The organism is Nocardioides sp. (genome assembly GCF_964228225.1).
GTDB lineage: Bacteria > Actinomycetota > Actinomycetes > Propionibacteriales > Nocardioidaceae > Nocardioides.
In genome coordinates this window covers 1-12,034 of sequence record NZ_CAXQZB010000014.1, presented here as the reverse complement: position 1 = coordinate 12,034, position 12,034 = coordinate 1, and the positions used below count along the sequence as shown (strand labels likewise).

The 12,034-nt window shown below is 75.3% G+C and carries 13 protein-coding genes and 1 pseudogene; 3 read left to right on the top strand and 11 right to left on the bottom strand.

Features of this window, described 5'->3' with window-relative positions; translation table 11 throughout:
- The 5 genes and pseudogenes from ACERUJ_RS03435 to ACERUJ_RS03415 all read right to left on the bottom strand — a co-directional run.
- A pseudogene (locus ACERUJ_RS03435) lies at positions 1 to 403 on the bottom strand (phospho-sugar mutase); the annotation flags it as partial.
- 49 nt (positions 404 to 452) lie between these two features.
- Entirely contained in the window at positions 453 to 1,472 is a 1,020-nt protein-coding gene (locus ACERUJ_RS03430) for an aldo/keto reductase (RefSeq protein WP_370247038.1), read from the bottom strand.
- A 59-nt stretch (positions 1,473 to 1,531) separates the two neighbouring features.
- Positions 1,532 to 2,173, bottom strand: coding sequence for a TetR/AcrR family transcriptional regulator (locus ACERUJ_RS03425; RefSeq protein WP_370247037.1), 642 nt, complete (start codon positions 2,171 to 2,173; stop codon positions 1,532 to 1,534).
- Positions 2,170 to 2,946 (bottom strand): purine-nucleoside phosphorylase, encoded by a 777-nt coding sequence (locus tag ACERUJ_RS03420; RefSeq protein WP_370247039.1) that lies wholly within the window; start codon positions 2,944 to 2,946, stop codon positions 2,170 to 2,172. Before ACERUJ_RS03420 ends, ACERUJ_RS03425 begins: the two co-directional genes overlap by 4 nt.
- A gap of 118 nt (positions 2,947 to 3,064) precedes the next feature.
- A complete protein-coding gene (locus ACERUJ_RS03415; RefSeq protein ID WP_370247036.1) occupies positions 3,065 to 3,517 on the bottom strand; it encodes a gamma-glutamylcyclotransferase family protein in 453 nt (150 codons plus the stop codon).
- A gap of 68 nt (positions 3,518 to 3,585) precedes the next feature.
- Between ACERUJ_RS03415 and lpdA the strand changes: the two genes are divergently transcribed.
- From lpdA to ACERUJ_RS03400, 3 genes are all read left to right on the top strand, one after another.
- Entirely contained in the window at positions 3,586 to 4,983 is a 1,398-nt protein-coding gene (gene lpdA, locus ACERUJ_RS03410) for a dihydrolipoyl dehydrogenase (protein ID WP_370247035.1), read from the top strand.
- A gap of 31 nt (positions 4,984 to 5,014) precedes the next feature.
- Positions 5,015 to 6,412 carry an NAD(P)H-quinone dehydrogenase gene (locus ACERUJ_RS03405; protein ID WP_370247034.1) on the top strand — a complete coding sequence of 466 codons (1,398 nt, stop codon included), beginning with the start codon at positions 5,015 to 5,017 and terminating at the stop codon, positions 6,410 to 6,412.
- Between the two features lie 109 nt (positions 6,413 to 6,521).
- Entirely contained in the window at positions 6,522 to 7,742 is a 1,221-nt protein-coding gene (locus tag ACERUJ_RS03400) for a SpoIID/LytB domain-containing protein (RefSeq protein ID WP_370247033.1), read from the top strand.
- Between the two features lie 7 nt (positions 7,743 to 7,749).
- Here ACERUJ_RS03400 and ACERUJ_RS03395 read toward each other — a convergent pair whose 3' ends face one another.
- From ACERUJ_RS03395 to ACERUJ_RS03370, 6 genes are all read right to left on the bottom strand, one after another.
- Positions 7,750 to 8,115 (bottom strand): hypothetical protein, encoded by a 366-nt coding sequence (locus tag ACERUJ_RS03395; RefSeq protein WP_370247032.1) that lies wholly within the window; start codon positions 8,113 to 8,115, stop codon positions 7,750 to 7,752.
- Positions 8,112 to 8,825 carry a hypothetical protein gene (locus ACERUJ_RS03390; protein WP_370247031.1) on the bottom strand — a complete coding sequence of 238 codons (714 nt, stop codon included), beginning with the start codon at positions 8,823 to 8,825 and terminating at the stop codon, positions 8,112 to 8,114. Before ACERUJ_RS03390 ends, ACERUJ_RS03395 begins: the two co-directional genes overlap by 4 nt.
- A 72-nt stretch (positions 8,826 to 8,897) precedes the next feature.
- Positions 8,898 to 9,212: a hypothetical protein gene (locus ACERUJ_RS03385; protein WP_370247030.1), complete on the bottom strand. Its 315-nt coding sequence runs from the start codon at positions 9,210 to 9,212 to the stop codon at positions 8,898 to 8,900.
- The gene (locus ACERUJ_RS03380) at positions 9,209 to 9,976 is read right to left on the bottom strand and encodes a YbaB/EbfC family nucleoid-associated protein (RefSeq protein ID WP_370247029.1); all 768 of its coding nucleotides are present in this window, start codon (positions 9,974 to 9,976) and stop codon (positions 9,209 to 9,211) included. Before ACERUJ_RS03380 ends, ACERUJ_RS03385 begins: the two co-directional genes overlap by 4 nt.
- Positions 9,977 to 9,986: 10 nt before the next feature.
- Positions 9,987 to 11,243 carry a benzoate/H(+) symporter BenE family transporter gene (locus ACERUJ_RS03375; RefSeq protein WP_370247028.1) on the bottom strand — a complete coding sequence of 419 codons (1,257 nt, stop codon included), beginning with the start codon at positions 11,241 to 11,243 and terminating at the stop codon, positions 9,987 to 9,989.
- A gap of 42 nt (positions 11,244 to 11,285) precedes the next feature.
- A partial coding sequence (locus ACERUJ_RS03370; RefSeq protein ID WP_370247027.1) for a PH domain-containing protein occupies positions 11,286 to 12,034 on the bottom strand: 749 nt, incomplete at its 5' end.

The window sequence follows — 12,034 nt, the reverse complement described above, 5'->3', positions numbered from 1 at the left end:
CCGCGCCCGTCACGATCTCGGCGGTGTCGCGGGCGAAGTCGGCGGAGCGGTGGCGGGCGTCGTAGCCGATCACCACCGGCCCCGGGGCGTGGGTGCCGGCGTGGTCGAGCAGGTAGCGGGCCAGTCCGGCCGCCGCGCGCCCCACCACGACCCGGTTCATCCGGTTCGGGCCCGCCCCGAGCGCGCCGCGCAGCCCCGCGGTCCCGAACTCCAGGGTGCCGTCGAACCGGTCGGCGAGGTCGGCCAGCGCCGGGTCCGCCGTCGCGGGGTCCGACGACGTCGCCGCGGCGAGCAGCGCCTCCAGCTCGGCGCGCGTGGTGGCGTCGGGGTCCTGCGCGAGCCAGGCGCGGGCGGCGGTGGTGAGGTCGGCGAGCGCGGCGGGGCTGGTGGGGGCGGTGGCCATGCAGGGCACGGTAACGGCCCGCGACCGGCGCGTCCCCTCAGGCGTCCCCTCAGGCGTCGATGTGGCTCATGTCGCCGTAGCGGTCGCCCCGCACCTCCTCGGGCGGCACGGCGGCGGCGAGGGCGGCGACGTCCTGCGGCGTCAGGTGCACCCCGAGCGCCCCGATGTTCTCCTCCAGGTACCGCACCCGCCGGGTGCCGGGGATCGGGGCGACGCCGGCGCCGGCGTCGGTGCGGGCCAGCACCCAGGCGAGCGCCAGCTGGCCGGGGGTGCAGCCGAGCTCGGCGGCGTGGGCGGCGACCCGGTCGACCAGGCGCAGGTTGGCCCGCAGGTTCTCGCCCTGGGACCGGGGGAAGTAGACGCTGCTGCGGCTGTCGTCCTCGCCGAACCCGGCCTCGGTGACGGTGCCGGTGAGCAGGCCGCGGCCCAGCGGGGAGTACGGCACCAGGCCGATCCCGAGCTCGCGCAGGACCGGGGCGACGTCGTCCTCGAGGTCGCGGGTGAACAGGGAGTACTCGGTCTGGAGCGCGGTGATCGGGTGCACGGCGTGGGCGCGGCGGATCGTGTCCGGCCCGGCCTCGGAGAGTCCCAGGTGTCGCACCTTGCCGGCGGCCACGAGCTCGGCCATCGCGCCCACGGTTTCCTCGATGGGCACCGACCGGTCGACCCGGTGCTGGTAGTAGAGGTCGAGGTGGTCGACCCCGAGGCGCCGCAGGGAGGCGTCGCAGGCGCGCCGGACGTAGTCGGGACGGCCGTTGATGCCCACCCGCGTGCCGTCGGGCAGCCGCTCGTTGCCGAACTTCGTGGCCAGCTGCACCTCGTCGCGTCGGTCGGCGATCGCGCGGCCGACCAGCTGCTCGTTGGTGAAGGGGCCGTACATGTCGGCGGTGTCGAGGAAGGTCACGCCGAGGTCGAGGGCGCGGTGGATCGTGGCGATCCCGCCCGCCTCGTCGGCGGCGCCGTAGAACTCCGACATCCCCATGCAGCCCAGGCCGAGGGCCGAGACCTCCAGGGCGTGGGCGCCGGTGCCCAGGGTGGTGGTGGGGACGGGAGGGACGGGGCTGCTCATGGCTCCACTCTGCCCCGGTGCCGGTGGTCGTGCACCCGCCCCCGGGGGGAGCGCGGGGCTCAGCGGGGGAGGGGGGCCTGCAGCATCCCGGCGACCATCGCCACCAGGTTCTCGCGGAACCGCTCCACCGGGAGCCACGGCCGGGCGGGCCGGTCGTCGCGGGCGCGGTCGGCCACCGCCTGCAGCACGAACAGCGTGGCCAGGGTCATCCGCTCCAGCCGCACGTCGTCCTCGGGGATCCAGCCCGCCACGAGGCGGTCGAGCAGGGCGTAGGCCTCGTAGCCGCCGAGCCCGAGCAGGGTCTCCTGCACGTCGGGCTCCAGGCGCATCGGATCGCCCAGGATGAGGTCGGCCATGATCATCAGGTAGAGCCGGCCCTCGCCGCCCTGCTCGGCCAGCGACACCGCGGGCAGCACGAACGCCCGCACGGCGGCGTCGACGTCGTCGGGGCGCGCGCGGGCCACGGCGAGCAGATCGGCCTCCGCGGCGCTGATCAGGGTGCCGTGCTGGCGCAGCACCGCGACGAGCATCCCCGCCCGGGAGCCGAAGTGGTAGTGCACCGCGCCCCGGTTGCGCTGCCCGGCGCGCCGGGAGATCTCCAGCAGCGAGGCACCGTGCACGCCGTGCTGGGCGAACTCCGCGGTGGCGGCCGCCACCAACCGCTGCCGTGTGTCGTCGGCGGGGGAGGGGCCGGTGCTCACAGGCTCGGGGCGATCCGACTGAGCAGGCCCCCCATCCGCGACGCCGCGGCGCGTCCGGCCTCCAGCACCTCGGCGTGGTCCAACGGCTCCCCGGACATGCCGGCGGCGAGGTTGGTGACCAGGCTGATCCCGAGCACCTCCAGCCCGGCGGCGCGCGCCGCGATGGCCTCCAGGGTGGTGCTCATCCCGACGAGGTCGCCGCCGATGGCGCGGGCCATCCCGATCTCGGCAGGGGTCTCGTAGTGCGGGCCCGGGAACTGGACGTAGACGCCCTCCTCCAGCGAGGCGTCGGCCTCCCGGCACACCGCGCGCAGGCGCGGGGAGTAGAGGTCGGTGAGGTCGACGAACGTCGCGCCCACCAGCGGCGAGGTGGCGGTGAGGTTGATGTGGTCGGAGATCAGCACCGGGGTGCCGGGCTGCCAGTGCGGCCGCAGGCCGCCGCAGCCGTTGGTGAGCACGATCGTGCGGCATCCCGCGGCGGCGGCGGTGCGCACCGGGTGCACGACCGCGGCGACGCCCTTGCCCTCGTAGTAGTGGGTGCGCGAGAGGAAGACCAGCAGCTGCTTCTCCCCGACCCGCACCGACCGGATCCGGCCGGCGTGACCGGCGACGGCCGCGGCGCCGAAGCCCGGCAGGTCGGTCGTGGCGATCTCGGCGGTCGGCGTCCCGAGCGCCTCCACGGCCGGCAACCAGCCCGACCCCAGCACGAGGGCGGCGTCGTGGCGCTCGACGCCGGTCAGCTCGGCCAGCCGGTCGGCGGCCGCCTGCGCCAGGCCGGGGGCCTGCGCCGCGGCGGCGATCGGGTCGGTGCTCCAGACGGTCGTGGTGCTGGTGTCCTCGCTCACGCCGCCGACCCTACTCAGGACACGGGTGCCGGACCCGGGTCGGGCGTCACAGGCCGGTGGAGCGGCAGGGACGACGACGCAGCGCGGCGACGTAGTCGGCCGGGGCGTCGGCGGCCTCCGCGGCGTCGGCGAGGACGCCGAGGGTCACGGCCGAGGGCAGCCCGCCCTCGTAGGCGTCCAGGACGTAGGTCCAGGCCACGAGCTCGCCGGTGAGCGCGTTGATGCGCACCTTGGTCTTGCGGTAGAGCCCGGTGTCGGCCTGCTCGAAGGTGTCGAGGTGGTGCTCGTCGGCGCGGTTGACGTCGTAGACCGCCACGAAGACCTGGTCGAAGGGGTCCTGCACCAGCGTGGGCAGGGCGCCGTCCCAGCCCAGCTCCTCGCCGCCGAAGGTGAGCCGCCACCCGGTGAGCCAGCCGGTGGACCGCAGCGGCGAGTGCGGGCACCGCTCGCTCATCCGGCCGGGGTCGAGGTTGCTCCCGTAGGCGGCGTAGAGCGTCACGTCCAGCAGGGTAGTGCCCGCGCGCCCCCGGGCGGCCCGGGGGAGCCCCGACGCCCTAGGCTGGACCCGTGAGCCACTTCGATGTCCTCGTCCTCGGTGCCGGCCCCGGTGGGTACGTCGCCGCCATCCGTGCCGCCCAGCTCGGCAAGTCCGTCGCCGTGGTGGAGGAGAAGTACTGGGGCGGGGTGTGCCTCAACGTCGGCTGCATCCCCTCCAAGGCGCTGCTCAAGAACGCCGAGCTGGCCCACGTGCTCACCCACGAGAAGGCCAAGTACGGCATCGAGGGCGACGCCACGATGTCCTTCGGGCCCACGCACGCCCGCTCGCGCCAGGTCAGCGCCGGCATCGTCAAGGGCGTCCACTTCCTGATGAAGAAGAACAAGATCACCGAGATCGACGGCTGGGGCACGCTCACCGGCCCGCAGTCGATCGACGTGAAGGGCCCCGACGGCTCGGTGACCTCCCACACCTGCACCGACCTCATCATCGCCGCGGGCGCCACGGTGCGCCTGGTGCCCGGCGTCGAGCTCAGCGAGAACGTCGTCACCTACGAGGAGCAGATCCTCGACGAGCGGCTGCCCGGCTCGATCATCATCGGCGGCTCGGGCGCGATCGGCGTCGAGTTCGCCTACGTGATGAAGAACTTCGGCGTCGACGTGACCATCGTGGAGTTCCTCGACCGGATGGTCCCCACCGAGGACGCCGACGTGTCCAAGGAGCTCGCCAAGCACTACAAGAAGCTCGGCGTGAAGGTGCTCACCTCCACTGCGGTCAAGCAGGTCACCGACACCGGCTCGGGCGTGCGCGTCACCGTCGCCCCGGCGGCGGGCGGTGAGGAGCAGGTGCTCGAGGCCGACAAGTTCCTCGCGGCCTTCGGGTTCGCGGCCCGCACCGCCGGCTACGGCCTGGAGGCCACCGGCGTCGCGCTCACCGACCGCGGCGCCATCGCCGTCGACGGCCGCGGCCGCACCAACGTGCCGCACGTCTACGCCATCGGCGACGTCACCGGGAAGATGATGCTGGCCCACGTCGCCGAGGCCATGGGCATCGTCGCCGCCGAGACCATCGCCGACGCCGAGACCATGGAGATCGACTTCGACATGATCCCGCGCGCGACCTACTGCCAGCCGCAGATCGGCTCCTTCGGCTACACCGAGGCCCAGGCCAAGGAGAAGGGCTACGACGTCGTCACCGCGACCTTCCCGTTCTCGGCCAACGGCAAGGCGCAGGGCCTGGGCGACGCCGTCGGCTTCGTGAAGGTGGTGGCCGACCGCGAGCACAAGGAGTTCCTCGGCGCCCACATGATCGGCCCCGACGTCACCGAGCAGCTGCCGGTGCTGACCCTGGCCCAGCAGTGGGACCTCACCGCCGACGAGGTGGCGCGCAACGTCTTCGCGCACCCGACGCTGTCGGAGGCGGTCAAGGAGGCCGTCCACGGCATCGCCGGCCACATGATCAACTTCTGACCCCCTGCCGAGCCACGTGACGGAGTCGCAGATGTCCGGAGGACCCGAGAGCAACCGCGTCGTCATCCTCGGCGGCGGTCCCGGCGGCTACGAGGCCGCCCTGGTGGCCGCGCAGCTCGGCGCGGACGTCACCGTCGTCGACGCCGACGGCCTCGGCGGCTCGGCGGTGCTCACCGACTGCGTGCCCAGCAAGACCCTGATCGCGACCGCCGAGGTCATGACCGAGGTCGCCGGCGCCGCCGAGCTCGGGGTGAACTTCAAGGACCACGAGGGCGACGCCGCCACGGTGCTGCAGGTCGACCTCGCCCGGGTCAACGACCGCGTCAAGTTGCTGGCCCTGGCCCAGTCCGAGGACATCGCCCGACGGCTCTCCGAGGTCGGGGTGCGTGTCATCACCGGACGGGGACGGCTCGACGGTCCCTCGCGGGTGGTCGTGGGGGAGGAGACCCTCGAGGCCGACGCGATCCTGGTGGCCACCGGCGCCTCGCCGCGCACCCTGCCCGCCGCGCAGCCCGACGGCGAGCGCATCCTGACCTGGGAGCAGGTCTACGACCTCACCGAGATGCCCACCGAGCTGATCGTGGTGGGCTCGGGCGTCACGGGCGCGGAGTTCGCCAGCGCCTACCTCGCCCTGGGCATCCCGGTCACGCTCGTCTCCAGCCGCGACCGGGTCCTGCCCGGCGAGGACGCCGACGCCTCCCGAGTGCTCGAGGAGGTCTCCACGCGGCGCGGCATGACGGTGCTGGGCCGCTCGCGCATGGAGTCGGTCACCCGCGAGGGCGACCGCGTCACCGTGCGCCTCACCGACGGCCGCTCGGTGGAGGGCTCGCACTGCATCCTCGCGCTGGGCTCGGTGCCCAATACCGCCGACCTCGGGCTCGAGGAGGCCGGGGTGATCCTCAAGGACGGCGGCTTCGTCAACGTCGACCGCGTCTCGCGCACCTCCGCGCGCGGGGTCTACGCCGCCGGTGACTGCACCGGCGTGCTGATGCTCGCCAGCGTGGCGGCCATGCAGGGCCGCATCGCGATGTGGCACTTCCTCGGCGACACCGTGCACCCGCTGGACCTGCGCAAGGTGAGCAGCAACGTCTTCACCGCCCCCGAGATCGCCACGGTGGGCTGGACCCAGCAGGCGGTCGACGCCGGCGAGATCCTCGCCGAGTCGGTGATGCTGCCGCTGGCCGGCAACCCGCGGGCCAAGATGCAGGGCGTCCACGACGGGTTCGTGAAGCTGTTCTGCCGTCCGGGCACGGGCATCGTGGTGGGCGGCGTCGTCGTCGGGCCGCGGGCCAGCGAGCTCATCCACCCGGTCTCGCTCGCCGTCGCCGAGTCGCTCACCGCCGACCAGCTCGCCCAGGCGTTCACCGTCTACCCCTCCATCTCGGGCTCGATCGCCGAGGCGGCCCGCCGTCACCACGTGCGCGCCTGACCCCGGGGGGTCCACCCGCGCCTCGGGGGCGGCACCCCGCCGTGGCACGATGACGGTTCGAGGTGCGCCGGACTCGGCCGGGGTGCCCTGGAGCCGACCGGAGGCTGCGATGCCGCACCCACGACCGTCCCACCACCGCCACCACCGGCACCACGGGAGCAGCGTCCTGCTGCCCGTGGGGGTGCTGCTCGCAGTGATCGCCCTGCTGGCCGGCGCGCTCGCGCCGGCCCGGGCGGCGGAGCGGCCCGAGCCCCGGCGCGCGGAGGGACTCCAGGTCCGCGGCAACGGGTTCGGCCACGGTCACGGGCTCTCCCAGTGGGGTGCCTACTTCCGCGCGAAGGCCGGGCAGAGCGACCAGCAGATCCTGCGCTTCTACTACCCCACGCTGCGCCAGGGCCGCGCCGGCGGCTCGGTGTCGGTGCTGATCAGCGCCGACACCAGCGCCGACGTCGCGGTGCGCGACCGCGACGGGCTGGTCGTGCGCGCGCTGAGCAACGACCGCCGCTACCGGCTCGGGCAGCCCCGGGCCCTCCAGTGGCGCCTGGTCGCCGCCGACGGCGGGCGGCGCACGGCCATCGAGTGGAAGGCCCGCGGTGCCGGGTGGCGCACCCTGCGCACGGTGCCGGGCGAGGCCGAGTTCGACGCCGGCGGCGCGCCGATCACCCTGCGCACCCCGGCCGGTGACCGCGCCTACCGCGGCGTGCTGCGCTCGGCGGCGCCCCGGGTCGGCGCCGCACGCGACACCGTGAACGTCCTGCCGCTCGAGCAGTACCTGCGCGGAGTGGTGCCGCGCGAGGTGCCGGCGCTGTGGCCGGGCGCCGCGGTGCGGGCGCAGTCGGTCGCGGCACGCACCTACGCCGCCTTCGAGCGGCGCCAGCCGCTGGCCCCGCACTACGAGATCTGCGACACCGCGCTGTGCCAGGTCTACGGCGGTGCGACCGACGAGCACCCTGCCAGCGACCGCGCCGTGCAGGCCACCGCACGCCGCGTCCTGCTCGCCGGTGGCCGGCCCGCCTTCGCCCAGTTCTCGGCCAGCAACGGCGGCTGGCAGTCGGCCGGCTCCGTGGACTACCTGGTGTCCCAGGAGGACCCCTTCGACACTGCCTACCGTGGCTGGTCGGTGACGATCCCGGGCGGCGACCTCGCCCGCGCCTACCCCGGCCTCGGCGCGTTCGTCGGTGCGGAGGTCACCGAGCGCGACGGCGACGGGGCGTTCGGTGGGCGCGTCGTCACCCTGCGGCTGACCTTCGTCGACGGTGCGGTGACGGTGGACGGCGACGACTTCCGCTCGATCTTCGGGCTGCGCTCCACCCTGTTCCGCGTGCTGTGACGCGGGGTCAGGGCCGGGGGCGGTGCCTGGCCGTGGCCGCCTGGAGCAGCAGGACCGACACGACCACGCACGGGGCGATCACGATCAGCGCCTGCCCCTGACCCGCCACGACCGCGGCTGCCAGCAGCAGCCCGTGGGCCGCCGTCGCGAGCCGCAGGCCGCTCAGCCGACCCGCGCCGCTCGCAGCCCGCAGGCAGGGCAGGGCCGTGGTGGCGACGACGGCGCCGAGCAACGCCCCCGCCGCGCACCAGGCCAGCACGACCTCGCCCGTGGTCGTGGCGGCGCCCGCCAGCGCCACCCCGGTGGCGAGCAGGCCGACCAGGGCGATCCCGGCACCCGTGGCCGCCCGTCGGGCGACGACGTCGGCGCTCACGAGACCACGGCGGCCGGCCAGTCGCGCTCCCCGAAGTCGGCGGTCTCGGCGGCCACCTGGGCGAAGACGCTCTGCGCGCCGCTCGCGGCACTGCGCAGGTTGAGCGTGGCGCCCGCGATGGCAGCGAGGGCGGCGACGATGCCGGTGATGACCGTCGGCGGCACCGCGGGCAGACCGAGGATGCTCACCGCCTCGCCGGTGGCGGTGAGGATCGCCGCGACGAGGATGACGATGGCCGCCGCGACCGCGCCGTAGAAGATGTAGAGGGCGGTGGCGACGCTGCGCAGGGCGGGCGCGATCGGCGCGGTCAGCTTGGACTGCACGCCCGTGAGCGCCTTCTGCTGGGCGGCCAGCGAGGCGGCGTACCGGTCGGCCGCGCGGCCCTTCCACTCGTAGTCGACCTGGCTCTGCGAGCGGTCGGCCTCGGCACCGCGGGCCGCCACCGGCGCACCGACCTCGGTCCAGGAGTCGGCCGTGCTGTTCAGGTCCCAGGGTTGGCCCAGGTACGAGACGATCTCGCGGATCTTGTCCCAGAACTCACCGAGCTTGGCCATCGCCTTGTCCCACAGGTCGCGGAACTTGTCGACGGCCCAGCCCAGCCCCCACAGCACCCAGTCCAGGATGCCGTTGATCTTCGAGCGCAGGGACTCGATCTTCTGATCGACCTCGTCGAAGAGGTCGTGGATGCGGTCGATGGCCTCAGGTCCCACGAGGATCCTCCAGACGGCGGCTCACGGCGAGCCGGGGGGTTCGGGCTGCGGTGCGGGGTCGGGCGGCGGCGCTCACTCGGGCACCCACAGCGCGCGGACGCGATCGACCACCCCGGCGTCGGTGCTGGCGAAGTCCTGGCGGACCTCACGCAGCGCGTCGGCGATCTTGCGGGTCTCGACCATGCCGGCGGTCGTGACGTCCACGACGTGCTGGCGGGCCGCCTCGTAATCGGTGTCGACCCCGGTCATGAAGGCGACGAAGGAGAACTGGGAGGTCTCCAACCTCAGCCCGGCGGCGATCAGCGCGGCGGCGCGCAGGGTGTCGGACGTGTCGTCCCACTCCGCGGCCTCCTGGGTGAGGGCCTCGAATCCGGCCTGCATGGTCATGCCTGCTCCTCAGGGTCGTAGGGAACGGTGTGCTGGAGGTCCTCGAAGCCACCGGGGGGCAGCGCCTCCCGGGCCAGCCGGGCCAGGGTGCTGGCCCGCAGCAGGGCGGTGACGCCCTCCTGCTGGGCGCGGTGGGTGGCGATCCGGACCGCCTCGGTGATCTCGCGACCGAGGTTGGCGGGGTGGGCCTGGGGGAGCCAGCGCTGGTCGAACTCGAGGTCGAGCAGCTCGCCGCCCGCAGACACCCGGGCCCGCACCCGCCCCGATCGGCTCCGGCCGCTGTGCTCGGCCGTGGCGTGCTGCTCGAGGATGCGGTCGGCCTCCTCGAGGCCCTCACGGGCCTCGCGCAGCACCTGCTCCAGGGCTGCCGCCGCGGCGGCGTCGGACTGGCCGGGGCCCTCCTCGAAACGACGTCGCAGGTCGGCGATCACCTCGGGACCCACGTGGTCGGGCCGCGGCGGCGGCGCGGGTGCGTCCGCGACGGCGGACAGGCCGTCGGCGTAGCGCTCCATGCGCACGGTGGCCGCCGCGGCGAACGCCCCGATGACGGCGCCGGACAGCTCCGAGGGCTCGAGGCGGCGGTCCCAGGCGAAGCCGACCGTCACGTCGCGCAGCCTCCCGCGGGGGTCCAGCCGGACCGTGATCTCGCCGGTGGGGTCGTGCGCGGTGACCGGGCCGACGGCCTGTTCGGCCGCGGTGCTCTGCTGGAGCAGCACGTCGGCGTCGTCGCGCACCCGGGCCAGTTCCTCGGTGGGGTCGGGCACGCGCCTCTCCTCAGGACGGGGCCCCGGAGTCGTGCCTCCCGAGCCGACTGCGTGGACGCTGCCCCGCCGTCGCCGTGCCAAACCGCGGATGGAGCAGTGCCCGGGCGAGCAGTCCCGCGACCAGCGCCCAGAACGCCGCCCCGATGCCCGCGACGCTGATGCCGGAGGCGGCCACCAGGAAGCAGATCGCGGCGGCCTCGCGCTCGTCGTCCTCTGCGAGCGCACCGGTGAGCGAGGTGGCGAACGTCCCGAGCAGGGCCAGGCCGGCGGCCGCCGGGATGACCGATCCCGGCGCGGCCGCCACCAGGGTCGCCAGGGCGGCCGCCGCGAGCCCGAGCACGACGTACGCCGCGGCCGCGCTGAGGGCGGCCCACCAGCGGCGCGCGCGGTCCGCGCCCGCGAGCGGGCCCGCCACCATCGCGGCCGTGATGGCGGCGAGGTTGACGGCGTGCCCGCCGAGCGGGGCGCCGAGCAGCGTGGCGGTGCCGGTGACCCCCCTGGTCGAGCGCCACGGCACCGACCACTCCTGCGTGGTCATCACCGCCACGCCCGGCACGTTCTGGGAGGCCATGGTGACGATCCACACCGGCAGCGCGATGCTCACCGCGGCGGCCGCGGTGAGGGTCGGGGTGGTCCAGGTGAGAGTGGGGGCGAGGTCGGCGGCCCGCACCGTGCCGCCCGCCTCGACCACCACCACGACCAGCGCGGCCACCAGCGAGGCCGGGACCGCCCATCGCGGAGCGGGTCGGGCGAGCACGAGCCACGTCAGCACGACGGGCGCGACGAGCCACGGGTCGGCCGCCAGCCCGGTCACCGGGGTGAGGCAGATCGGGAGCAGCACCCCGGCCAGCATCGCCCGGGCGAGGGCGGCGGGGATGCGGGCGATCAGGGCGCCCAGCCAGGGGAGCAGACCGGTGAGCAGGATGAGGACGCCCACCAGCAGGAAGGCCCCGACGGCGGCCGGCCAGCCGCCGTCGACCGCGCCCGTGGTGAGCAGCAGCGCGGCCCCCGGGGTGGACCACGCCAGCGCGATCGGGGTGCGGTGGCGCCACGCCAGCCAGGCCATGCCCGCCGCCTGGGTGAGGCACAGCGCCAGCAGGCCGGAGGCCGCCTGCTGCGGCGAGGCGCCGACGGCCCCGAGTCCGGCCAGCACGACGACGAAGGAGCTGGAGAACCCGACCACCGCGGCCACGACCCCCGCGACCACGGGCACGCTGCGCGACTCCTCGAGTACCTCGGGCGACGCGGCGGGTGACTGCTCGGGCATGACCGCCAACCTAGTGCGCGCCCAGAGCCCGCACCCGGGGTCTCAGCGACCCCGCGGGGCCGCGGCGGCGAGCGGGGTCAGGAACGGGTCGAGCAGGCCGGGCGTCACGTCGGCGGCGAGCCCGGCGAGGTCCACCTGCGGCAGGTCGAGCAGCGTGACCGCTCCGGTCCCGCCCGCGGTGGTGACCCGCACGGTGGCGAGTCCGCGCCGCCGCTGCCAGGGGCTGGCCCGCACCTGCCACCCCAGCACGTGGTCGAGGTCCAGCACCTCCCGACGCCGCCGCCAGCTGCCCGCGCTCGTGACCAGGTGGCGGGGCAGGCGGGCGTGCCCGAGGGCGCGGCAGCGGTCGGCGGCCAGACCGGCGGCGACGCCGAGCGGGACCAGGGCCGCCACGGCCCAGGTGGCGAGCGCGACCGGCGGGGCCGGGCGCACCGCGAGCGCCCCGGCGATCACCGCCGCGGCGAGCAGGCCCGCCGGCGCCATCGCGCGCGACCAGCGCCGGGCCCGCGCCGCGGGACCGTGGTCGCGCAGGGGCGCGCGCACGGCGTCGACGCCCAGCACCCGGGCGGCGACGGCCTCGGCCTCGCGGGCCGGTGCGGCCGGCACGAGCAGCGGCAGGCCGCCCTCCTCGCCGATCCCACCGGTGGCGATGCCGCGCAGGACCGCACCGCCGGCCCAGCGCACCGCCAGCCCCTCGTCGACGACGACGCCGGCGACCCGCGCGTCGTCGAGGGGCGGCTCCGGGCGCGGGAGCAGGCCGCGGGGCACGCGCCACGCCCGCGGCGGGCGGT

Bases quoted from the DNA above. Each gene is read 5' to 3' on its own strand.
- ACERUJ_RS03430 (WP_370247038.1), bottom strand. From the start codon at position 1,472: ATGAGCAGCCCCGTCCCTCCCGTCCCCACCACCACCCTGGGCACCGGC.
- ACERUJ_RS03405 (WP_370247034.1), top strand. From the start codon at position 5,015: ATGTCCGGAGGACCCGAGAGCAACCGCGTCGTCATCCTCGGCGGCGGT.
- ACERUJ_RS03400 (WP_370247033.1), top strand. From the start codon at position 6,522: ATGCCGCACCCACGACCGTCCCACCACCGCCACCACCGGCACCACGGG.
- ACERUJ_RS03385 (WP_370247030.1), bottom strand. From the start codon at position 9,212: ATGACCATGCAGGCCGGATTCGAGGCCCTCACCCAGGAGGCCGCGGAG.
- ACERUJ_RS03375 (WP_370247028.1), bottom strand. From the start codon at position 11,243: ATGCCCGAGCAGTCACCCGCCGCGTCGCCCGAGGTACTCGAGGAGTCG.